Consider the following 23,561-nt stretch of genomic DNA (forward strand, 5'->3'; position numbering starts at 1 on the left):
AGGTGTCAATATGCGATTACTTAGCAAGTATCGCTTGAAAATTACTACGGTCGTCAATATATACTCGGATCAAGTATATTTAAGTTGTCCATAGAATTATTGGACAATAGGCATATTTTTCAATAAAAACTGGGGAGTATATTGAAAATACTAGAAAAAACCGGCTCGGTCAGATTAAATCAGATAGCATAAAAATACTGGCAGCAGCGAACATAGTCAGACGTCGCATTCCGTAGCTGCAAGCTTGGCGTACAGAAAAATTCGGACTATATCCTTAGGACTTTTACTGGTTTCGCGACCGCTCTCTACTCATCCCTGAGCTTAATTCCGCACATAATTAACGGCACTTAGTTACAAGCAATCGTGCCAAGATGACATAGAATCCGACAAAGCTCATCCGCAAGAAAGAAATGGAGAAAACATTGTCTATCGACAGCATCCTTATTCGCATCTCTCAAATCAGACAGCAAGACCCACTCTATCGAAATATAGATTGTTTGCGTGATCTGGTCGCAGCGCTACGCCCTCCTCGCGTCCACAATATTGGGCAAGCTACCGACAATATCCGTGCGCTGTGCTACCTGTTAAAGCAACATCCGGATTGGGCACGCAGCCTACGTGAATACATCGCGCAAGTGATCACGACCCGCAAACTGGTGCATCTGTTTACCGACACGGGCATTACCCAAAACAAGGGATTTTGGGGTGCCGTCTGGCATCAATTGGCAGAGAAGTTTTTGCCGCCGCTGGTCAATGACGACTACCTTAAAGATCTGTTCGGTCAACTATTTAATAACGCCAACGACTATCGCTGGGTATCGGGTGTCAGTGATGAAGTCTGGCTAGAGTTATTCATGAGTCTGGGTTTTAGAGTCTCCAACCCACGTCCGATCTATGCCGCAATGACGCAAGAAGTACTCAGCGCAGTACAAGTTTTGTCATACCGTATCACTACGATTGGCCTGGAGGCAGAACTGGTCAGAAATTATCCAGATATAGAACGTTTTGAATCGCCATTTTTACGCCAGAACGACGCCATCAACGATTACATTGTTGGCCATAGCGATTGGTTAATCGATAAAGAAATAAGCCGCGAAGACAGTTTGCATATCGAAGTGTTACTGACGCAGTGTGAAGAAGTCGTAATCAAAATCAGACGTACCGCAGCGATGCAAGGCGTATCCGTCAGCCTGACGCGTTTGCTATTACGCCTGACACAAAGTATCGAGCGCTTACGGATTTTATTAACACTGCTGGACACCCGCAGCGCCAAATCTGCGGCGATGATCGGGGTCGCGCTGTTAAAAGAACTGGTATTAGCCGATAACAAAAACGGCAGTATCCGGGACCTAATCCAGACCAACACCGAATTATTGTCATTGCAAGTCACCGAGCATGCTGGTAAAAGCGGTGAACATTACGTCACGACCAATCGCAAAGAATGGTACGAAATGATGCGCTCGGCAATGGGCGCGGGATTTATTGTCGGCTTTATGGCGATGATCAAAATCCTGTTTGGCAAATTGATCATGGCACCGTTTGGCTATGCCGTTTTATATAGCCTAAACTATTCATTCGGATTTATGTTTGTGCATGTCTTGCACTTTACGATTGCGACCAAACAGCCGGCGATGACCGCTGCACTGATCGCCAAATCAATTGATAAAGGCAAGCAAAAACTCGATGAACTGGTCGAGCTGATCGTACAAGTATTACGTTCACAATTTATTGCGATTCTCGGTAACGTCGGGATTGCGATCCCGACTGCCTTTGCGATTGCCTGGGCATGGTTTGCGATCTCTGGTCACCACATGGTGACGGTCGATAAAGCCCACCACTTGCTAGAGGATATTGACCCTATCCACAGTCTGGCACTTCCGCATGCGGCGATTGCCGGTGTGTGCTTGTTTTTGTCTGGATTGATTTCGGGCTATTACGATAATAAAGCAGCGTATTCGCGCATACCAGAACGCTTGCGCCAATTACGTTGGTTAAGAGCGATTTTGGGCGAATCACGCTTGCATAAAATGACCAACTATATCGGCAATAATCTGGGAGCATTAGCAGGTAATTTTTTCTTCGGTGTGATGCTGGGTACGATAGGTCAGTTGGGCGTGTTCTTTGGATTACCGATTGATATTCGCCATATCACTTTCTCCAGTGCTAACTTTGCCTTTGCACTAGCGGCGATGGACAACCATATGCCCTGGCAAGTTGTGGTCACTTCGCTGTCGGGTATTTTATTGGTAGGCCTGACCAATTTAGGCGTGAGTTTTTCGCTGGCGATGATGGTTGCCTTACGGTCTAAGCGCGTGAGTTTTGGCCAAGGCAGAGCTCTAAATAAAATGCTGTGGAAGCGGTTTTGGTCGGGTACCAGAGATTTCTTTTTACCACCAAAAGAAATCTCTGGCATAGATCCAGTGACTGCAGCGACACTGGATGAAGAGGCGAAAGAGGCGGAACAATCGGCACAATCCATTAATGCCGCGTCGGTACCAGATCAAAAACCGATTGAGCACAAGTCTCACTGACGATAAACTCATTGGCACTTGCTAAGTGCCAACCGATATATCTAAGCTCTCGCAGGTCTCTGAACAAAGCCTTGTTCAGAGACCTTAAATATTCTCGCTATCAAATCACCACCGGGACAGAAAAATGGAATTTTTGTACCAAATCGATGCCTGGAAAATCGCACTCAGTTTATTGATCTGTCTGTTCCTGATGATTGAGATCAGTTACCGCTTCGGCAAGCGTAATGACCCTGCGGTATATGAGCAATCCAGCTCCGTGTTTTCTACTTTAATGGGTGCTGCTCTGGCCTTGCTGGGATTGTTACTCGCGTTCTCGTTTGCGATGGCCTCCGCCCGTTATGATCTGCGAAAAAATATTATTTTGAAAGAAGCTAATGCGATCGGCACTACGTATTTGCGGGCTGATTTACTCGATCCTAATGTGCGCGACCAAGTCAAAAATAAATTAAAGGACTACACCAAAATTCGTCTGGCGAGCTATCAGACCAGCATTAATCAAAAACAAATTAGCCAAGTCAGTCAGCACACGAATCAATTACAGCAAGAAATCTGGAGCATCGCCAGTAGCGAACTGCGGCGCGAAAGACAAATGAATAATTCACTGTTTGTGCAAGCGCTCAATGACATGATTGATGTCAGCGCAGAGCAAAATGATGCGCGAGAAAATCATGTACCTGAATCCGTGTTCTGGCTGCTGTTTATCTCGGCACTGTTGACAGCCGCGCTCAGCGGCTATGCCTGCGGCGCCATTGGTCATCGCAACATAATGGCGACGAGCATATTTGCGTTGTTGGTCGCGTTAGTCATTTTCTCCATCATTGATCTGGACCGGCCACAACGCGGCTTAATTCAGGTGAACAAGCATCCTATGCAAAGTGTGCTGGAGAGCATGCAATAGATAGGTGAGGAGCTGAGTAAAAAGCGTATTGGTTAAAAAGATGATGGCATTTAGTCGCGCAATTTTTTAAAAATATCCATAATAAAACGTCAACCTAAACGAGCTTGATCGCGTTATCCTTATGTCCTTATCTTTACGTGTACCCAAGCTTCTGAGCATTGCGTGGGTATCGCGCCCATCACAATTCGACATCAAGGATTTTCATGCAAAGATCTTCTGCCGCTATCGTCTCAACTAGTCTTGCAGTCAGCATTACCATCAGCTTGTCTGCACTGGTATCCCAATCCGCATTTGCCAACGACTATTCGCCTTTATTTAAAGCAAAAAAATATGATGAAGTGGCGCGTGTCGCCAACGCCAAACTCAGCGTAGAGCCGAATAATGCAGATGCATTAATTGCCAAAGCTAAATTGATTTTGATTGAGGGTAAAGAAAGTCGTTTAGACGAAGCGGCAAAGCTAGCTGAGCAGTGCATTAATGCAAATCCAAGCAACTCGGATTGTCAAGAAAGTCTGGGGGAAGTATTAGGCACCAAGGCCATGCGCGGCGGGATTATGTCAGCGATTGGTTATGCCAGCAAAATACGTGATGCCTTCCAAAAAGCAGTCGAACTCAATCCCCAAAATATAGAGGCACGCAGCTCCTTGATGGAGTACTACATGCAAGCGCCAAGCATCGCAGGTGGCGGCAAAGGCAAAGCTGAAAAACTCATTACAGAGACAGTAAAAATCAATCCGGCAGCCGGCACTTTAATGCAAGCCAAGCTGGATATCGCAGATGAGAATTTCAGCAAAGCTGAAGCCGCGATCTTGTCAGTCAACGCTACCAATTCAGAACAGCTGAGCGATATGCAAGCCGATCTGTTGCAAAGTTTAGGCAGCAATTATGCAAAGCAGAAAAAATATGCGGATGCATCCCGTGTATTCCAAGAATCGCAACGTCGCTTCCCGGATAAGCAAGGCGGCTTTTATGGCATGGCCAGAAATCTGCAAGAGCAAGGTAAACACAAAGAAGCCATCACTTTTTTTGAGAAAGCTCTCGCTATCGATGCGCAATCCTATACCTACTATCGCATGGGCCAATGTCTGCAAGCTTTAAGCGACAAAGCCAAGGCGATAGTCACTTTTGAAAAAGCATTGAGCTTTAAACCAGAGCTACCGAAAAAAATTAAAGACGATGTTGAGGCGCAGTTGAAAATGCTGAGAGGCTAATTCGGCGCCTGATCATCAGTAAGTTAGAACTTATTTGCTACCCTCATTTTTTTCTGTTCCTCTGTAAATCATCTACCGTTTCAGGCGAGTGTGGTCTGAAACGGTACACATTCTGCAAATAAGGTCATTTTTATATCAAAAAATTTGACCTCTCCCATGAGTCAATTCACAATCCCTGTGTCGGTACAGCATTAAGATTGCTATCGAACAAGAGAAAGTATGGCACTCATTAATTCGGTCATGAATCACCGAGTAGTAAGTATTTCCAAGCATGTTCGAAACTGAGATTGATCTGAATTTAAATCGTCTGCGTGCTTATTTAAAAAATAGTTGCGTGTACGTGAATAGTTGCGTGGTTACGTCATCTTCTTTGCGAGCTCTTTATCTGCAAGTTTTACAAGGCACTCCATGGCTTTAAGCGCCAAAAAACTTGTCTTCTCCCCTGCTGTCGCTGCCTTGTGCCTGAGCGGGTTATTGTCTGCCTGTAGTTTGAGCACACCTAAGCCAGATCAGCATCTGCTTGATAATAATGCCGCAACTTGGCAAACAAATTTACCACCGTCTGAGAAGGTGGATGTTGCACAAAATCTTTCTGCCTGGTGGGATAGCTGGAACGACGCTACGCTGAGCCAGCTTCAACAAGTTGCGCAGCAACAAAATCAAAGTCTGGCGCAAGCCACCGCCCGTATAGGACAGGCGCGCGCCGATGCGGCAGCAGCGGGAGCTGCGCTTTGGCCTAGCCTCAACCTGACGGCCAGCGTGACGGCTGGTCGCAATCCACAATTACTGCAAACCAGCAAACAGACGCTGGCGATCGCGGGGCTAGATGCCAAGTGGGAAGTCGATTTATTTGGCGCAGTATCGGTAGCTCGCCGCGGCGCAGTAGCGCGGCTCAATACGCGTGAAACCGAGTGGCACGATGCCAGGATTAGTCTTGCAGCAGAAGTTGCCAACACCTATGTCAGCTTACGTGTTTGCGAAGCGCAAGCCGATTTACAGCAACGAGCCTTGCAGTCGCAAGAGCTGGCGCAGCAACTGACAACTCGCAAAGCCGAAGCTGGCTTTATCTCACCGCTGGAGCTGGCACAGCAAGCCGCCGTGGTCGCTAATGTGCAAACCCAATTACAGCGTCAGCAAAGTGATTGTGCGGTACTCGTCAAATCCTTGGTTGTATTAAGCACCTTGCCCGAGGCAGAATTGCGCCAGATGTTGAGCGCACGGCATGGGCAATTGCCGCAAGTCAGTAGTTTTATTGTCGATGCAGTCCCCGCCAAAGTGTTATTGCAACGCCCCGACTTGCGCGCCAGTTTATATAACCTGACCGCTAGTGCGGCAGAGATCGGCGTTGCAGAAGCGCGGCGTTATCCTTCTATATCTTTACTCGGCTCGATCAATGTATTTGGTGTGCGCATTGGCGACCAAACGATGCGCGATAGCAGCTGGTCGTTCGGCCCCAGCCTGGATTTACCCTTGTTTGATGCGGGCAAGCGCAAAGCTGCGGTGGATGGAGCGCAAGCGCGTTATGCCGAGACTCTAGCGGCGTTCCGCCAGCAAAGTTTGATCGCCATCCGCGAAGTCGAAGAGGCAATAGTCAGATTGAATACCGTCAACCAGCATCTGCAAAGCTATGCTGCCATTGAAACAGCGAATACAAAATCACTAGAAAGCGCCGAAGCAGGCGTCCGCTTTGGCAGTAATAGCGTGCTCGATAAAGAAGATGCCTTGCGTCAGCAACTCAGCAGTCAGCAACAAAAATTATCTTTGCAGCGCGATCAGGCAAGTGCCTGGATTGCGCTGTATAAAGCGGTCGGTGGTGATTGGAAAACCACCTCGATAACAGAATAAATACCTATGCAGACACTTTGATATAAATAAATACTCCCTACAGGTATATTTAAGTTGTCCATATAATCATTGGACAATAGGGTATATTTAAAAAAATAATGGGGGAGTATATTGTATTTCCCGGTATTTATATGCTCATATTCTGTTGAGTGAATGCAGGGAAAAGAATTGCAGAGAAAAGAATTTTACGGAGTCGGCATATGAAGTACGTACTCGATCATAAAAGAACAGCCATCATCGTCAGCGCCTTGCTGATACTGATGTTGCTCATCCTTGTCTTTGCCAAAAGAGGTTTGTCAGCAGATCAGACCGGCAATACTAGTCACAGCGCCAAAGGTGACATCAACACCAATCTTGGCGCCAGCGCCGTTGGCTTAGGTAATGCAGCAGCTGCAGCAGGTTCCGTACGTCCCTCCCTCAGCGTGACGGTAGCGACCATACAAAATACGGCATGGGCCGGTAGCAGCAGCGCCAATGGCAGCATCGCTGCATGGCAAGAGGCCATCATCGGCACCGAACTCAACGGTGTACGGCTTAATGAATTACTGGTGCAGGTTGGTGACAAGGTCAAACGTGGTCAACTGCTCGCCAAATTTTCTGAAGAGACGATCAGCACTGAAGTCGCCCAGCAGGAAGCGATGCTGGCTGAGGCGGAAGCGACCTTGGCGGAAGCCCAAAGCAATGCCAGACGAGCGATGCAGTTAAAAGAAAGCGGCGCCATCAGCATCCAGCAAATCAACCAGTATGCCACTGCCAGAAATACCGCATTTGCCCGTATGTCCGCCGCCAAGGCAAGTGTGCAATCGGCGCGATTACGACTAAAGCAAACCCGCATTGTTGCACCGGACGATGGTGTGATCTCTGCCCGCAGCGCGACCATCGGCGCAGTTGCACAAAGCGGTCAGGAATTATTTCGTCTGATTCGCCAGGGCAAGCTGGAATGGCGCGCAGAAATGACGGCAGAAGACAGTGCCCGTATCAATATCGGTCAGCAAGTAAACGTGTTCGCTACCGATGGCAGCGTTATTCAAGGCAAAGTCAGAATGCTGGCACCGACGGTAGACACACAAACTCGTAAGACCCTGGTGTATGTGGATTTGCTGGAGGGAGCAAATAAAACTGGCGTGATGAATAATCTCAAAGCAGGCATGTTTGCCAAAGGTGCGTTCGTATTGGCTGAGACCAACGCGATCTCCGTACCCAGTACAGCGGTCGTGATGCGTGACGGTTATGCCAGTATCTTTGTGATGGACACTAGCAAGGACGTAACGAAGGACATCGGCAAAGTAAAGCAATTGCGGGTGACCACCGGCAGAACCCAAAACGGCAGAACTGAAATCCTGAGTTCTCTCAATAATGGACTCTCAGCGACATCAAAAGTGATCGACAGCGGGGCTGGTTTTTTGGCCGATGGCGACATCGTCAGAGTGGTGAGTGCAACTCCCGCCTCTTCCAGCCCAAAGTAAGGCCAGCGCATGATGAACTTTTCTTCCTGGTCGATCAAAACACCGATTCCGGCGCTATTGCTGTTTATTCTGCTGACCCTGGCTGGTCTGCTCGCTTTTCATGCGATGAAGATACAGGACTTTCCTGATATCGAATTGCCGATGATTACCGTCGCCACATCCCTCCCCGGCGCGGCTCCGGCACAGATAGAAACTGAGATCACCCGCAAGCTGGAAAACGCGCTGGGCACGATGCAGGGAGTCAAACATTTGTACTCCACCGTACAAGATGGCATGTCGCTTACCACCATCGAGTTTGTGCTGGAAAAACCTATGCTGGAAGCATTAGACGATGTCCGTAATGCCGTCAGCACCGTGCGCGGAGAATTGCCAGGCGACGTGAAAGATCCTGTGATCAGTAAGGTGGAATTTTCCGGCGTCCCGTTTCTGGTGTACACCGTCGCCTCTGGCAAATTAGATGAAGAAGGTTTGTCCTGGCTGGTGGATAACCAGATCACTAAGTCCTTGATGTCGGTACCGGGTCTGGGCAAAGTTGCACGGGTGGGCGGCGTCGACCGTCAGGTCCTGGTTGAACTCAATGCTGCCAGCATGGCGGCACTGAATGTCTCCGCCGCCGAAGTCTCGCGTCAGCTAGTCCAAGTGCAGCGTGATGCCTCTGGTGGTCGCGCCAATATTGGTAACAGTGAACAGGCAGTCCGTACCATCGCCACCGTCGCCAGCGCAGCCGAACTCGCCAACATGGAATTGAGCCTGAGTGATGGTCGCCGGCTGCAACTCAAACAAATCGCCCATGTACAAGACACCGTCGCCGAACGACGTTCAATCGCGCTACTGGATGGCAAACCGGTGGTCGGTTTTGAAGTTACACGTAGTCGAGGTGCGAGCGAAATTACGGTCGCCAAAGGCGTACGTGATGCCTTAAACAAATTACAAGCGAGCCATCCGGATTTAATTCTGGACGAAGCGTATAACATGGTCGAGCCAGTACAAGAATCCTTTGACGGTTCTATGTATTTGCTGTTTGAGGGCGCACTGCTGGCGGTACTGGTGGTCTGGTGGTTCTTGCGAGATTGGCGCGCGACTCTGGTATCTGCCGCAGCATTACCATTGTCTGTCATACCGACTTTTCTCGGCATGTATTTGTTTGACTTTACGCTCAACACCGTAACGCTATTATCGCTAGCGCTGGTAGTCGGTATTCTGGTCGATGATGCGATTGTAGAAATCGAAAATATCGTACGCCATTTGCGCATGGGTAAGACGCCTTATCAAGCGGCGATGGAGGCCGCAGATGAAATAGGCTTGGCAGTCATCGCCACGACCTTCACTCTGGTTGCAGTATTTTTGCCAACGGCGTTTATGACTGGCATCGCCGGTAAATTCTTTAAGCAATTTGGCTGGACTGCGGCATTGGCAGTACTGGCATCCTTAGTCGTCGCACGTTTGTTAACGCCGATGATGGCGGCCTATTTTCTGAAACCTATTGTGCATCCGAGCAGCGACAGCAAGCTGATGCAAACCTATATGCGGGTGGCGGAATGGTGTCTGGAACATCGATTGATGACGTCGATTTTGGCGGGCATTTTCTTTTTTGGATCGCTTGCGCTAGTACCATTTTTACCGACTGGCTTTGTACCACCGGACGACCGTTCACAAACCGTCGTCAAGTTAGAACTACCGCCTGGCAGTTCGTTTAAAGACACTTTCGCTGTGGCAGAACAAGCGCGAAAAATTCTAGAAAAACGTAAAGATATTACCAAAATTTATACCTCTGTCGGCAGCGGTAGCGCAGGCTCTGATCCATTTGGCGAGGGCGGCATTAGCTCAGTCAACAAAGCCAATTTGACACTCACGCTGAGTCCCCGATCACAACGCAGCGAGACAAAAACAGTGATAGAAGGCAAGTTACGTCAGGTATTACAAGTGCTGCCGGGTGTGCGAATCAATATCGGACTTGGTGGTACGGGAGAAAAACTACAACTCTCGTTAAGCGGAGATAACCCCGATACTTTAAACAGCGCAGCAGAGGCAGTGCAGAGAGATTTACGTACTTTGTCAGGCGTCGGCGCGATTAGCTCAAACGCCAGCCTGCTCCGGCCAGAAATTATTATCCGTCCAGACTCCGCCCGCGCCGCCGATCTCGGCGTGAGCACTGTGGCGATTGCAGAAACGATACGCGTCGCTACCGTCGGCGACTATGACGTTGGTCTGGCAAAATTGAATTTGCCTGAGCGCCAGATACCGATCGTAGTGCGGTTCCCGCTAGGGTCACGCAATGATCTCTCGCAGTTATCCCAACTCGCGGTACCTGGCAAAACTGGACATGTGCTACTGAGCCAAGTCGCTGATCTAAGCATGGGCAGCGGTCCGACACAAATTGGCAGAATGGACCGATCACGCAACGTCACCTTTACCATAGAGTTGAACGATAAAACTTTAGGTGAGGTCAGCGATGCCGTCGATACCCTGCCAAGCTTAAAGAATCTTCCGGCTGGCGTCATCCGCACAGAAATTGGCGATGCCGAAGAGATGAAGACGCTGTTTGCGAGTTTCGGGCTGGCGATGCTGACGGGGGTATTGTGCATCTACATGGTGCTGGTATTGCTGTTCCATGATTTTATGCAACCAGTCACGATTCTGGCAGCTTTACCTTTATCCATAGGCGGGGCTTTTGTCGCACTACTATTAACGCACAGCGCATTCTCTATGCCGTCTTTGATTGGCTTAATCATGTTGATGGGCATCGCCACTAAAAACTCTATCCTTCTGGTCGAGTATGCCATCGTGGCACGTCGCAACGGACTGTCGCGTCGCGCTGCATTGCTAGATGCCGGACATAAACGCGCGCGCCCTATCTTAATGACCACCATTGCTATGGGCGCTGGCATGCTGCCAATTGCTTTGGGCATCGGCATTGATCCTAGTTTTCGCGCACCGATGGCAATCGCCGTCATCGGTGGTTTGATTACCTCCACCCTGCTTTCATTACTGGTGGTACCAGTCGTATTTACCTATGTTGACGACCTTGTACAAAAAGTAATGCGACGTACAGTAAAAACAGCGCACGCCACTACCGCTGCGGACGAATAACGATCACCGCAGCAAATCACCACGCCTATCGCATGCATGCGGTGATCGTCACAAAATATTGATACCTGCCGATCGTATTAATGGTCGGTTTGCGCTCACGCAGCAGCGCACTTTTTGCTGCTTTTTATATATTTAATGCAAGCATTTTAACTCTGCAAAATCATGATCATTTTGCTGTAAAACACGATTAAAAATAAGCTAAAAAATAAGATCAAAAATATCATTAAATAAGTACCATTAATTATTTAAACGATTTTTAATCGAAGTTAACCTCCAATGGCTGTGCAATGCATGTCATTAAAGGGTCATAAAAATATGCATATCGATATGTTGTTATCAATTAACAACAATTTCTGCACTATTTCCCTAAAAAAAACGCAAATCCTTGACTTGATTTCTTACTCATAAGTTAATGAGCAATCGTTTGCGCAAGCGATTGCTTTTTTCTGCTTTTTTATCGTTTTAGGAAATCAGAAAGTCATGAGGCAATTTATTTGTGTCTACGATTGCGTCGAGGTGTCACAGCCAATATCAGGGTCGGCGTATTGATATCAGTCGTCAACAAAAGATGTAGAGCACAACAATAACAAGAACAGGTCTGCAGCGAAGTCTGCTTTTCTTCCCTTCGGCCGTATCAATCTTGTTGCAGTTTTTTATTAGCTAGCTTCAGATTTACTCAATGTACTTGGTTCGGAACATACCGAATTTACTCAACAGCCGTCTTAAGGGAGAAACAACTCGTGCACAACTTTACACATCATCTGAGTCATCGCATCAAACTAAAAACCCTCGCCTATCAACTCAGTCTGGTCTGCGCTTTAGGTGTGGCAGCAAGTAGTAGCGCTATGGCCTCATACGCCGATCATCATGAATTTGAGGCGACGCTGCATGTACCTTTTCGTGCAGATGCTAGTCTGCGGACTGGTGACGAGTCGCGTTATTTCACGATGGAATTTGAATTCCCCCTGCTGGAACAAGAACAATCCGTCACCTGGCGTCTGGAGCTGATCAGCCCGACCGGGAAAGTCGTCAACAAATGGTATGGCGTAGAAAAATTATTTAAAAAAACTATCACAACCAAAGTATTGTGGGCAGGTCGTCCATATGGCTCGACTAGCTTATCTTCCAACGTACCTAATGGTTTATACCAAGTGCGCTTGACTGCAACATCCAATGACACGAGTGGTTTGACTGCTTTGGCTGGCGGTGCAGGTGCACAAGACAAATTAGTAGAAAACGTATTAGCCAAGTCTAAAACTGAAATCATTTCTCAAAGCTGGCCTATGCAAGTGGGTACGCTCACCGCACCGTCTATGCCGAGTTTTAAAGCCTTGCCTACTCGCGCAAAAAGTGGCACAAGCCTCGCTAGCACTAAAACACTCAGCTCAACTGCTGCTGGCGGTACAGTCAGTTCTTTAGCCGTTGCGGCACCAAGCAGTTTGCCGTACACAATCTATTTCGGTAACTTGCATAGCCAGACAAATCACAGCGATGGCGGTGGCGCTCTGAGTTCTTGTACCGGCGCACAAAATCCGCAATCTGCCGCACTTGGCCCGACAGATGCCTACCAATATGCGTTAAACCGTGGTCTGGATTTTTTGATGACGTCGGAACACAATCATATGTACGACGGGTCTGACAGCACCAATGCTTCTGCCGTACCAGCAACCGCAAAAAATCTATATCAATCGGGACTAACGGCGGCGACCAGCTTCAATTCTGCACATTCAAACTTCTTGGCTATTTATGGCATGGAATGGGGCGTCATTAGCAATGGCGGCCATATGAATATTTTCAATTCCAACGAATTACTGGAATGGGAATATAACAGCAGCAATCAGTTGATTGGCGACACCTACACAGCAAAAAGTGACTACGCCGCGCTGTATACTTTGATGCGTCAACGCGGCTGGATCGGCCAATTTAATCATCCAGCAGCTACAGGCCAGTTCAACGCCGGTGGCGTTGATTTGGGCTATACCGCTGATGGCGATCAGGCGATGGTAATGTGCGAAGTGCTGAACACTTCTGCGTTCTCAACCAATACCACCGAGACCGAAACTAGCCGTAGTAATTACGAAGCGGCCTGTAATAAAGCGTTGGAAGCTGGTTATCACGTTGCCTTCAGCACAGATCAAGATAACCACTGTGCTAACTGGGGTGCTTCTTACACCAACCGCACTGGCGTGTTGCTACCAACCGGAACGACCTTAAACACAGCCAACTTCCTGGCTGCATTAAAGGCGCGCCGAGTGTTTGCGACGATGGATAAAAATTCCCAATTGGTCTTGACTGCCAACGGCCATTTGATGGGCGAGCGCTTTACCAATACCGGTGCGTTAACTCTGGTCACTAACTTTGCCAGCAGTACGGGACGTACTGCTGCAACGGTAGCAATTTACGAGGGTGTGCCTGGACGTAACGGCACGGTCACACAATTGTCCAGCACTGCCACAACGACCATCACACCAGCAGTCGGTGAGCATTTTTACTATGCAAAAATCACTCAGGATGACGGCAATATTTTGTGGTCTGCACCGATGTGGGTAACGCAGTCCACAGGCTCAGGCGGCTCCAGCGATACAACGCCGCCAACAGTCAGCGCAACCGAAAGTGGTACCAGCGGTAATATCACTTTATCCGCCAGCGCCAACGACAATGTCGGCGTCAGTAAAGTTGAGTTTTATGTCGATAGCGTTCTGAAAGGTAATGCCACCAGTTCGCCATATAGCTTGTCGTTGAATTCAACAACACTGAGCAATGCCTCCCATTCGTTGGTCGCCAAAGCCTACGATGCGGCGAACAATGTCGGCACTTCCAGCGCAGTCAATTTTACGGTCAGCAATGCGACCAGCGACACCACGCCGCCAACGGTCAGCGCGACTGAAAGCGGCACTAGCGGCACCATCACTTTGTCGGCAACGGCGAGCGATAACGTTGGGGTTACTAAAGTTGAGTTTTATGTCGATAACACTCTCAAAGGCAGCGCCACGACCACACCTTACTCACTGACGCTAAACTCCACTACGCTCACCAATGCAAGCCATAGCTTAACGGCCAAAGCTTACGATGCCGCCAATAATGTTGGCACATCCTCAGCAGTCAATTTCACCGTTAATAACGCGGCGGCATCGACTCAGTTGATTGTAAATGGTGGATTTGAAAGTGGTGCAAGCTCATGGACAGCGACTAGCGGCGTAGTCAGTTCTGACAGCAGCCAGGCAGCACATGGCGGAACGTATAAAGCGTGGATGGATGGTTATGGCGCTGCACATACGGATTCCATTTATCAGCAAGTCACGATTCCCGCTACCAGCACAACCGCAACGCTGAGCTTCTGGCTGAAAGTCATCTCTGACGAAACGACGACCACCAATGCCTATGACACCCTGCAAGTGCAAATCCGTAATAGCAATGGCACGGTACTCGCGACACTGGCGACTTACTCCAACTTAAATAAAGGCAGTACTTACGTTAACAAAACCTTTGATTTGAGCTCGTACAAAGGTCAGACTGTTCGCGTGTACTTCTTAGGTGTGGAAAATAGCACCGTCGCAACTTCGTTCCTGATTGATGATGTCAGCTTAATTGCGCAATAAAAAAATCTGTTGGAACTGGCGCAAGCCAGTTCCAACAGATTCATCCATTAAGCATTACGCCATAGTTAGCTTTAATACGCTACGACGTCACACAAAATAATCGCGCCAGTTTGGAATTTACAAGCTAGCGTTTTTTATTGAAAACCTCTTACTGGTAAATTAGCACCGCGTTGTATCCAGTTCTTCGGAGAGTACACAGTGCGGCCATCGGTAACATGCAATGTATAAGCATGGCGAGATACCGCAGAGCGATTCGGTGCGCTGTAATGTGGCAACAAACCATGGAAGCAAACCAGGCTACCCGCTTTGACTTCTAAAGGCACCGCTGTACTATCATCCGGCCAAGGCATCGCGTCTAATTTCTCTACGATGACGTGATCGCCCTCACGGATAAAACGTTCGCGCAAGGGAGTTCTGTGTCCACCCGGTTCTGCCCACAAACAACCGTTTTCTAAAGACGCATCCTCCAGCGCAAACCAGAACGTAGTCACACTGATTGGCGTCGTATCAAAGTAAGTAGCATCTTGATGCCAGCGTACTTCGCCACCAATGCCTGGCTGTTTAAAGATATACATGGATTGCCAAATTTGCGGCTCCACCAGACCTAAATCCTGCGCCACTTGCGCCAACTTGGCATCACGTGAAAAAGCAATAAAAACCGGATCAATATCATGCAAGGCGTGGCCGATTTTGTTGATCGATAAAGATTTATCCTGCTTCAGTTCGCCGTCCGGACCAAATGCCTCTTCCTCAAAAAAACAGCGCACCTTATCGGCCGAACCTAAAAAATAGTCGTCTGTCGATTTCTCTTGCTCTTGGGTAGTAAAGATAGACTTGCTCTCAGCAGTGTCAAACTGCTCCACAATCAAACCCGCGCGTTCGCGCAATGCAGCGATCTCGGCAGCAGATTTAAAGTCCGGCACGATCAAATAACCATCCTGAATAAATTGCTCTTTTTGGGCGACGCTCAACATGATACTTTTCCCTCTATGTGTGGCAAACGATGAATTCTCTGCAAGTCAAATCAGATGTTACTAGCTGTATGATACAAAATTATACGCTTGGCAGAATGTTAGCTATTTAAAGAACCGGATCTCACCAAGGTTGGAACAAGCGCTCTAGTTTTATCAGTTATCGTGGCTAATTCCTTAAAACCAGGCAATTTTGTGTAAAATTGTGCCGCTTTGTCGTGCATCAGCTTCGACACTATTATAAGAAAGATATCGAGATGAATGAAGTCCCAATGAATAAAGTCGTCATCAGCGGCACTGGTCTGTTTACTCCATCCCAATCTATCAGCAATGAAGAATTAATCGCTAGTTTCAATGCCTATGTTAATCAATTTAATGCACAAAATGCGACGGCAATTGCCAGCGGTGAAGTAACTGCATTAGAAGAATCCAGCGTCGGCTTTATCGAAAAAGCCTCCGGCATTAAAGCACGCTTTGTCATGGAAAAAGAAGGCGTGCTCGACATCAATCGTATGACGCCGCGCATACCAGAACGCAGTGACGAAGAACCCTCCATCATGTGCGAAATGGCCGTGATTGCCGCCACACAAGCATTAGAACGCGCAGGTCGTACCGCCGCCGATGTGGATGCGGTCATTGTCGCTTGCAGCAATTTGCAACGCGCCTACCCAGCTATTGCAGTAGAAGTACAAAGTGCCTTGGGCATCGATGGCTACGGTTTTGATATGAATGTTGCCTGCTCATCTGCCACCTTTGGTATTCAGGCTGCGGTCAGTGCCATACAAAGCGGCCAGGCGCGCTCAGTGCTGGTGGTCAACCCAGAAATTACGAGTGGCCATTTAAACTGGCGTGACCGCGATAGTCATTTCATTTTTGGTGATGCATGCACTGCGATTTTGGTAGAGCGCGCAGATCTGGCAACGTCTGCCGATCAGTTTGAAATCATTGGTCTCAAATTAAAAACCCAGTTCTCCAATAATATCCGTAACAACTTCGGCTTCTTAAACCGTGCAGATGAATCCGGCATTGGCAAACCCGATAAGCTTTTCCGTCAGCAAGGTCGCAAAGTATTTAAAGAAGTTTGTCCGATGGCAGCTGCAACCATTACGGCAACAGTACAAGAAGCAGGGATACAAATCCCTGAAGTACAACGCTTCTGGTTACACCAGGCTAATCTAAATATGAATCTGCTGATCGCTCGTATGATACTTGGACGCGACGCAACGGCGGAAGAATCGCCAACAATTTTGGATACCTATGCGAATACGTCATCGGCAGGCTCCATCATCGCTTTCCACAAGTATCAGGATGATTTAGCGAGCGGCGCAGTCGGTGTGATTTGTTCGTTTGGTGCAGGTTATTCGATCGGTTGCGTAGTCGTTAAAAAGCTCTGATCGTAAGCATCCCTAAAACAAAAAAGCTGCGATATAAACGCAGCTTTTTTGTTTTAAGGGTTGTCACCTTTTTAAACTGCCAAGGCTTTTTCTAACAAGGCATGCAGCTCTGTAAAGGACGGTTCTCCGACATAACGCTTAAGAATATTACCTTGCTTGTCGATGACATAGGTCGTTGGGGTTAATTTAACTTCACCAAATGCTTTTGCTAAGGCGCCGTCAATATCTAGAGCTACGTTAAAAGGTAACTGCCGGGTTTCAGTGTAATTGAGTACATAATTCGGCGGATCGTAGCTCATCGCAACAGCAACAAATTCCAAGCCTTGCGTATGATATTTATTATAAGTTTCTATCATATGTGGCATCTCAGCGACACAAGTAGTGCAGGAAGTCGCCCAAAAATTGACCATGACGACTTTGCCGCGCAAACTCTGCGCACTAATTTTTTCACCTTTCAGATTTACAAAAGTGACGTCCGGCACAATTGCCTTATTTGACAGTGATTGATAAAACAAGACGCACAGCGTAATTAAAGCTGCGCCAGCAATAACGGAAAAAATTCTGAACTTGATCGGGGAAGAAGGCGCCAACATAAGAAACCACCAGAGATGTACACAACAGAATCCCATTATACGACCGATGCCGTATTATGGTGGCTGACTATCTCTTGCAAAATTAATATGCTGACTGAAATAACATTGCAACAACGTAGACGAAAACTAATCAGTGGTTTGCTCACATTACTGATACCCAGCTTTGCATGGTCAGAAAAGAGTAGCGTCGTCTTGCTGCTGGCGGAAGCGAGCCCTGATCAAAATCCACAAATTCCCGTCAATGATACTTTTCGCAAAACGATGGATTACGTCGAAAAAGAACTCGATGTTAACTTTGAAATACGACACTATCCATGGAACCGCTTACTCAAAAATCTCAATCAAGGCGAGGGCTTAGCCTTTGGATTATCCAAGACCAAAGAGCGCCTGCGGACATTACACTTTTCTGACCCTGTATATACAAGCTATGTATGGATGATCACTTTAAGCAACAGCGTTTTTCCATACCAATCTATACAAGATTTAAAAGGTAAAAAAATTGGAATAATCCGAGGCTCTAGTTATGGAGATGAATTTGATGCACAAAAAAACAGTGCGTTCACTGTAGACGAAGACACCTACTCAATTACTTCGCGATTACAAAAATTAATCAACAAGCGAACCGATGTTATTTTGGTAGGACATCGTAGCGATAACCCGACCAAAATCGAAAGCATCATCAACAACTTAATCCCAAAACTGTCACTAGAGTCCGCCTTGCCATCGGGTGTGAAGTTTGCTGTATTAGGCAAGCCACTGAGTACCGATCACATCCATTTCGCCATTTTAGCGAGCCAGGATAATGGCATCATCAACCGCATTAATACGGTGATCCAAAAAGCAAAAAAAACTAGCGCACTGGAATAATCTGTACGCTAGTCTTCTAAGACTCTTTTAATAGCGCAGCAAGCGACTACTTCTTAGCACCAAAAACCAAAAGTAAACCACCAACAACAATCGCACTAATGCCAGCCCAGACTGGTACGTTGACGGTTTCTTTTTCTTTTACGGATAATTCAATTGGCCCTACTTTTAAAGCTGTGCTGTCTTTGGTATAGCTAAAGCCGCCATAAATTAAACCCAGCACGCCAGCCAGGATTAAAGCGATAGCGACGAATTTGATTGCATTCATTTTTTCTTTCCTTGATCAGTGAAATCTCAGTTCCACCTCAGTTACACCACAGTTACAAATGAACGCCAGAAGGGATTTTCTGGCGGTATTACAAATCTAATGGCGCAGAAATCGTCTTGCCCGACACATGGGTGGTCAGCACAATCGCGGTCGAGGTCGAGCCAAATGCATTCAGTGCATTGATGATGCGTTGCAGATGTTCGACATCGGTTGCCAGCACCCGCATCACAGCCCCATCCTCACCCGTTACGGTATAGCAATCAATAATCTCCGGGCAGTCGGCAACGTATTGTGCATAGGGGCGACCTTGCTGAGTCGATAAACGTATCATCGCCGTGATCTGGTAGCCAAGTGCTTTAGGATTGATATCAGCGCGGTATCCACGGATCACCTGGGCGCTCTCCAGCCGCTTAATGCGCTCGGACACAGCAGGTTGGCTCAGATGGATTTGACGACCAATTTCTGCATGCGTCATGCGAGCGTCCTGCTGCAAGAGCTGTAGAATTTTTTGGTCAAAGTTGTCAATTTTTTGGGTCATGATTTTGGTTAACTTATGATCGTCAGCGCTTGCCACAGGTTTGATAGGTGTCTGCCATGATATTCAAGCCAATCCATTGCAATCGTCCTATTTTGCTGATGGAATGCTCTTTAAAAGAGTGTGCTTACTTGTTACAGTGTAAATCAAATTTAACTAATCTTTTAAAGAAAATACTATGATTTCTCATCAGCAGATCGCCCGCATTGCGCAACAATTCCAGACTCCTTGCTGGGCTTATGACGCCAACATTATTCGCCAGCAAATTGCCCGTTTGCGCCAGTTTGATGTCATCCGTTTTGCGCAAAAAGCCTCAAGCAATATTCATCTGCTGAGCCTGATGCGAGAAGAAGGCGTCATGGTCGATGCAGTCTCGCTAGGAGAAGTAGAGCGGGCGCTGGCCGCTGGCTATGTTCCAGATGCGCAAGCAAAGCACGCCCCCATCGTTTTCACCGCTGATTTACTGGACAAGCATGCCTTAAAGCGTGTGATAGAGCTGAACATCCCGGTCAATTGCGGCTCACCTCAAATGCTGGAACAGTTAGGCCAAGCCCATCCCGGTCATGCGGTCTGGTTGCGAATTAACCCCGGCTTTGGACATGGACACAGCCGCAAAACCAATACCGGTGGCGAACAAAGCAAACACGGTATCTGGTATGAGCATCTGGCAGAGAGTCTGGCACTGATCGCGCACTACAAACTAACGCTGGTTGGCTTGCATATGCACATTGGCTCAGGCGTGGATTACGATCATCTGCAAAGCGTCTGCGATGCGATGATTTCTCAGGTTAAAACTTGTGCTTGCGATATGTCGGCCATCTCCATTGGCGGTGGTTTATCCATTCCTTACCGTGATGGTGAAGCGGTGGTGGATACCGATCATTATTTCCAAATCTGGGCGAAAGCGCGCGAGCAAATTGAGGCGCATCTGGGTCACGGCATCAGCATGGAAATTGAACCTGGTCGTTTTTTGGTCGCTCAATCAGGCATCCTGATCTCTGAACTGCGTGCGCAAAAACAAGTCGGCAATAACTTCTTCGCCTTAGTTGATGCAGGCTTTAACGATCTGGCACGTCCCGCGATGTATGGCAGCTACCACCGCATCAGCGCCCACGCTGCGGATGGCACGCCACGCACAATGGACTTAAAAGCCACCGTCGTTGCTGGCCCACTATGTGAATCCGGCGATGTATTTACGCAAGAAGATGGCGGCGTCGTCACAACCCAAGACTTGCCTTTATGTGAGATTGGCGATTTGCTGGTGTTCCATGACACCGGCGCTTATGGTGCGAGCATGTCATCCAACTACAATAGCCGCCCGCTGATACCCGAAGTGTTAGTCGATGGCGACCAGATCAAGCAGATTCGTCGTCGCCAGACAGTGCAGGATCTGATTGCGCTAGAACAAATTTGATCGCTTTTCTGAAAACCATTTATTAAATTAAATTGGATTAAATTAAATTCAATTTAGATCGTCCAATCATAATGCGGCTTCTGGACGCTTTTCATGCCAGAAGCCGCATTATCATTGGACCTTTAATTTTGGGGAACTTCTACTTACTAAACACCAGTTTCAATTCATCACTAAGCCAACATCGGCAAGCAAAACCAAAATCTCGTGCCCTCGCCCTCGGCACTGTCAAAACCTATCCTGCCGTCCATTTTTTCTATCAAGGTTTTGCTGATATGCAAACCCAAACCTGTACCGCCCTGGTTGCGGGTGCTGCTGCTATCGGCCTGCGCAAACTGACCAAAAATCTTTGGTTTGAATAATTCTGGAATACCGCAGCCTTGATCAATCACTTGCACCCGGTAAGCACCCTCATGCAGATCAATCATGATCTTGATCGCCATCTGCGCAGAAGAGAATTTGATCGCATTAGAAATTAAATTGGCAAATACTTGCAGCAGGCGTCCGGCGTCGGCATCGACCATTGCGGCCGGTAAGTCGCTATTAAAATCAATACTCACCTGGAACTCATCGGCATAGGCCTGATTGGCTTCTATCGAATGCTGCGCGAGCAATATCAAGTCGTGCCTTTGCAGATTCAGGATCAAAGCGCCCGCCGACAATTTGTTCATATCCAGAATATCGTTGACCAAGGCCAGCAAGCGTTTGCTATTGCGGTGCGCCACTTTGATGAGCTGCTCTGCCTTTTCTGGCAATGCGCCCATGACGCCAGATTCCAGCAAACTTAAAGACCCGCGTATCGACGTCAGCGGTGTGCGTAATTCATGACTCACCATAGAAATGAATTCAGTTTTAATCGTATCCATCATGCGACTCTCCGTCACATCCTGAAAAGTCCCTATCATGCGTACCGCTTGCTGATTTTCATACACTACTTCGCCGACAGAGCGACACCAGATCGCGCGGTTTTTTGCTGTGGTAAGCGGGAATTCAATTTCAAAACCATTCCCGCTATCAATCGCTTTTTGGATTGCCTCTTGGACGATGGGGCGAACATGGGGTAAATAGAAATTAATCGCTTGTTCTAGTGTCGGCTGGAATCCCGGCTCTGTGTCATGAATCAAACACGTCTGATCAGACCAGGTCACTTCTGATGTAAGCAGATTAACGCCCCAGGCACCCACCCCTGCCAGACGCGCCGCAGATTGCAGCAAGGCTTCGCTGCTACGAATTTTTTGTTCATTTTCACGACGCTCGGTGATGTCGGTTTGGATCGCAATAAAGTGACTTAGCTGGTTGGCCTGATCAAACACGGGTTGCATATTCAGACTGATCCAATACGCCTTCCCTTGCTTGTTGTAATGCAAAATCTCCGTCTTGCATTCGACCGCTTGCGCCAGGCAAGTCATGATGTAATCCACGGTGGCGGGGTCTGTGCCAGGCCCATGCAAAATACGGTTAGGCTTTTGGCCCATCATCTCCTGCGAGCTGTAGCCCGACATTTTGGTAAAAGTCGTGTTGACCCACTCAGCCTCGCCTCGCGCATTATTAATAATGACGCCACTGTCGGTGTAACGAGCCACTAAGGATAATTGTTCAAACTGACGGGCGATGGTGTTGAGGCGGGCTGCGCTATCTTCAGCAAGCGCCAGTTTTTTGACTAACACATTGGCTTGTAATTCTACTTCGACCAACTGTGCCAGCGTGCGTAAGCTTTCTTCATCGGCGCTGTCAAATTCCCGTGGCTGGCTATGTACCAGACATAGACTGCCAATCCGAAAACCGTTCGGACTACGCAAAGGCTGGCCTGCATAAAAACGAATATAGGGTTCGCCGGTAACGGCAGGATTGTCGCTAAACCGAGGGTCGGTCAAAGTATCTCGCACAACCAGCGGCTGAGCATTCAGAATAGTATGGCCGCAGAACGAAGTGTTGCGAGGCGCTTCTTGTACCTCTAGCCCAACGGTAGATTTGATCCACACGCGGTCTTGATCTACCAGATTAATCATCGCCATTTCTACCCTAAACAGGCGTTGCGCCAACAAGGTAAGTCGATCAAAACGATACTCTTTTGGCGTATCTAATACACATAAATCCCGCAGCTCTTGCAAGCGATCTGCATCGTTACTCGGGATTGGTGCTTCTAGCATGCAAGCTCCTGGATGAATGCCACAAATCTATTTGTGGCCGGAGCTTAGAGCATACTCTGAGTGCCGTTTGTATGCTTCACATGCAGGCTGTTCTGAACTACATTCAACGCCTAAGAGACAATTTTTTGCAAAAAAATTCAATTAGTTGATAGATAAAAAACAAAATCCTTTGTCCATACATTCTGCGCCTTCCCAAGCATTTTCATGCTGGAGGCCGCATTCTGATTGGACATCTGTTTTTGACGTTTTATTTTAAGCAATCACTACTTCGATAAGCTGTGGCTTAATGACCAGCTAAAACTATTCCCGCCGAGCGCAAGATTACCCTGACATTTTTTAAAAGCCTCGATAAAAGCATCGGTGTGTTCACTAGCATGATCAATGGTCTGGGTAAACGCCAGTGCCCTGATGACGCCGGGCGCGTTGGTAGTTAAAGTGGACGTCATCGTAGCGACAACCTGCTCTTTATCAACCAGCTCAGCAGCACAAGCAAAGACAGCGTCATCGGTAGATTCAAACGTGACGCTTAACTGGTAAGGGCCATCACCTATGGTTTTTGCCAACGCTGTTGGAGTAGAAGTTGATGCCGTAGAAGAACATGCTGACAAGAAAAAAACAGCGCAGGCAACAGCCAAAATCGTGGGGACAAAATACTTAATGACAGAACGAGACATGAATGATTTTTACAAAAACAAATAACACTAGATGATGATGCGGAGCGGCATTTTACCAAGC

The 23,561-nt window shown here is 47.8% G+C and carries 16 protein-coding genes; 10 read left to right on the forward strand and 6 right to left on the reverse strand.

Features of this window, described 5'->3' with window-relative positions; genetic code table 11:
• Nucleotides 1-422: 422 nt before the first annotated feature.
• From AAKU64_RS03510 to AAKU64_RS03540, 7 genes are all read left to right on the forward strand, one after another.
• Nucleotides 423-2,531, forward strand: a complete 2,109-nt coding sequence (locus tag AAKU64_RS03510; RefSeq protein ID WP_354329986.1) for a site-specific recombinase — start codon at nt 423-425, stop codon at nt 2,529-2,531.
• A 124-nt stretch (nt 2,532-2,655) separates the two neighbouring features.
• Complete coding sequence (locus AAKU64_RS03515) at nt 2,656-3,429, forward strand: bestrophin-like domain (RefSeq protein ID WP_354329985.1); 774 nt, start codon at nt 2,656-2,658, stop codon at nt 3,427-3,429.
• A gap of 203 nt (nt 3,430-3,632) precedes the next feature.
• On the forward strand, nt 3,633-4,640 hold the full coding sequence (locus tag AAKU64_RS03520) for a tetratricopeptide repeat protein (RefSeq protein ID WP_354329983.1): 1,008 nt from the start codon (nt 3,633-3,635) through the stop codon (nt 4,638-4,640).
• A 408-nt stretch (nt 4,641-5,048) separates the two neighbouring features.
• Complete coding sequence (locus AAKU64_RS03525) at nt 5,049-6,485, forward strand: efflux transporter outer membrane subunit (protein WP_354361447.1); 1,437 nt, start codon at nt 5,049-5,051, stop codon at nt 6,483-6,485.
• Between the two features lie 200 nt (nt 6,486-6,685).
• Entirely contained in the window at nt 6,686-7,951 is a 1,266-nt protein-coding gene (locus tag AAKU64_RS03530; protein ID WP_354329979.1) for an efflux RND transporter periplasmic adaptor subunit, read from the forward strand.
• Between the two features lie 12 nt (nt 7,952-7,963).
• Complete coding sequence (locus AAKU64_RS03535; protein ID WP_354361491.1) at nt 7,964-11,041, forward strand: efflux RND transporter permease subunit; 3,078 nt, start codon at nt 7,964-7,966, stop codon at nt 11,039-11,041.
• A gap of 947 nt (nt 11,042-11,988) precedes the next feature.
• The gene (locus tag AAKU64_RS03540) at nt 11,989-14,640 is read left to right on the forward strand and encodes an Ig-like domain-containing protein (RefSeq protein ID WP_503012580.1); all 2,652 of its coding nucleotides are present in this window, start codon (nt 11,989-11,991) and stop codon (nt 14,638-14,640) included.
• Between the two features lie 134 nt (nt 14,641-14,774).
• Here AAKU64_RS03540 and AAKU64_RS03545 read toward each other — a convergent pair whose 3' ends face one another.
• The gene (locus AAKU64_RS03545; RefSeq protein WP_354329975.1) at nt 14,775-15,614 is read right to left on the reverse strand and encodes a phytanoyl-CoA dioxygenase family protein; all 840 of its coding nucleotides are present in this window, start codon (nt 15,612-15,614) and stop codon (nt 14,775-14,777) included.
• A 269-nt stretch (nt 15,615-15,883) separates the two neighbouring features.
• On the opposite strand from AAKU64_RS03545, the gene AAKU64_RS03550 reads away from it, so the two are divergent.
• Complete coding sequence (locus AAKU64_RS03550) at nt 15,884-17,005, forward strand: beta-ketoacyl-ACP synthase III (RefSeq protein ID WP_354361493.1); 1,122 nt, start codon at nt 15,884-15,886, stop codon at nt 17,003-17,005.
• 71 nt (nt 17,006-17,076) lie between these two features.
• Here AAKU64_RS03550 and AAKU64_RS03555 read toward each other — a convergent pair whose 3' ends face one another.
• Nucleotides 17,077-17,598, reverse strand: coding sequence for a TlpA family protein disulfide reductase (locus tag AAKU64_RS03555; RefSeq protein WP_354329973.1), 522 nt, complete (start codon nt 17,596-17,598; stop codon nt 17,077-17,079).
• Between the two features lie 15 nt (nt 17,599-17,613).
• On the opposite strand from AAKU64_RS03555, the gene AAKU64_RS03560 reads away from it, so the two are divergent.
• A complete protein-coding gene (locus AAKU64_RS03560) occupies nt 17,614-18,465 on the forward strand; it encodes a substrate-binding periplasmic protein (protein WP_354329971.1) in 852 nt (283 codons plus the stop codon).
• Nucleotides 18,466-18,511: 46 nt separating this feature from the next.
• On the opposite strand, the gene AAKU64_RS03565 is transcribed toward AAKU64_RS03560, so the two are convergent.
• Complete coding sequence (locus AAKU64_RS03565) at nt 18,512-18,730, reverse strand: hypothetical protein (RefSeq protein WP_354361449.1); 219 nt, start codon at nt 18,728-18,730, stop codon at nt 18,512-18,514.
• Nucleotides 18,731-18,818: 88 nt separating this feature from the next.
• Nucleotides 18,819-19,268 (reverse strand): Lrp/AsnC family transcriptional regulator, encoded by a 450-nt coding sequence (locus AAKU64_RS03570; protein WP_322120284.1) that lies wholly within the window; start codon nt 19,266-19,268, stop codon nt 18,819-18,821.
• A 175-nt stretch (nt 19,269-19,443) separates the two neighbouring features.
• Here AAKU64_RS03570 and lysA point away from each other — a divergent pair, with 175 nt between their 5' ends.
• Entirely contained in the window at nt 19,444-20,679 is a 1,236-nt protein-coding gene (gene lysA, locus AAKU64_RS03575; RefSeq protein ID WP_354361451.1) for a diaminopimelate decarboxylase, read from the forward strand.
• 170 nt (nt 20,680-20,849) lie between these two features.
• Here lysA and AAKU64_RS03580 read toward each other — a convergent pair whose 3' ends face one another.
• Nucleotides 20,850-22,826: an ATP-binding protein gene (locus AAKU64_RS03580; protein ID WP_354329967.1), complete on the reverse strand. Its 1,977-nt coding sequence runs from the start codon at nt 22,824-22,826 to the stop codon at nt 20,850-20,852.
• 263 nt (nt 22,827-23,089) lie between these two features.
• Nucleotides 23,090-23,500, reverse strand: coding sequence for a hypothetical protein (locus AAKU64_RS03585; RefSeq protein ID WP_354329965.1), 411 nt, complete (start codon nt 23,498-23,500; stop codon nt 23,090-23,092).
• Nucleotides 23,501-23,561: the final 61 nt, after the last annotated feature.

It is taken from the genome of Undibacterium sp. GrIS 1.8 (assembly GCF_040544445.1).
In the GTDB taxonomy this organism is placed as follows: domain Bacteria; phylum Pseudomonadota; class Gammaproteobacteria; order Burkholderiales; family Burkholderiaceae_D; genus Undibacterium.

Coding starts and splice junctions, on each gene's coding strand:
- AAKU64_RS03540 (WP_503012580.1), top strand. CDS start 11,989: ATGGAATTTGAATTCCCCCTGCTGGAACAAGAACAATCCGTCACCTGG.
- AAKU64_RS03535 (WP_354361491.1), top strand. CDS start 7,964: ATGAACTTTTCTTCCTGGTCGATCAAAACACCGATTCCGGCGCTATTG.
- AAKU64_RS03530 (WP_354329979.1), top strand. CDS start 6,686: ATGAAGTACGTACTCGATCATAAAAGAACAGCCATCATCGTCAGCGCC.
- AAKU64_RS03520 (WP_354329983.1), top strand. CDS start 3,633: ATGCAAAGATCTTCTGCCGCTATCGTCTCAACTAGTCTTGCAGTCAGC.
- AAKU64_RS03570 (WP_322120284.1), bottom strand. CDS start 19,268: ATGACCCAAAAAATTGACAACTTTGACCAAAAAATTCTACAGCTCTTG.
- AAKU64_RS03545 (WP_354329975.1), bottom strand. CDS start 15,614: ATGTTGAGCGTCGCCCAAAAAGAGCAATTTATTCAGGATGGTTATTTG.
- AAKU64_RS03585 (WP_354329965.1), bottom strand. CDS start 23,500: ATGTCTCGTTCTGTCATTAAGTATTTTGTCCCCACGATTTTGGCTGTT.
- AAKU64_RS03565 (WP_354361449.1), bottom strand. CDS start 18,730: ATGAATGCAATCAAATTCGTCGCTATCGCTTTAATCCTGGCTGGCGTG.
- lysA (WP_354361451.1), top strand. CDS start 19,444: ATGATTTCTCATCAGCAGATCGCCCGCATTGCGCAACAATTCCAGACT.
- AAKU64_RS03580 (WP_354329967.1), bottom strand. CDS start 22,826: ATGCTAGAAGCACCAATCCCGAGTAACGATGCAGATCGCTTGCAAGAG.
- AAKU64_RS03555 (WP_354329973.1), bottom strand. CDS start 17,598: ATGTTGGCGCCTTCTTCCCCGATCAAGTTCAGAATTTTTTCCGTTATT.
- AAKU64_RS03515 (WP_354329985.1), top strand. CDS start 2,656: ATGGAATTTTTGTACCAAATCGATGCCTGGAAAATCGCACTCAGTTTA.
- AAKU64_RS03560 (WP_354329971.1), top strand. CDS start 17,614: ATGTACACAACAGAATCCCATTATACGACCGATGCCGTATTATGGTGG.
- AAKU64_RS03550 (WP_354361493.1), top strand. CDS start 15,884: ATGAATAAAGTCGTCATCAGCGGCACTGGTCTGTTTACTCCATCCCAA.
- AAKU64_RS03525 (WP_354361447.1), top strand. CDS start 5,049: ATGGCTTTAAGCGCCAAAAAACTTGTCTTCTCCCCTGCTGTCGCTGCC.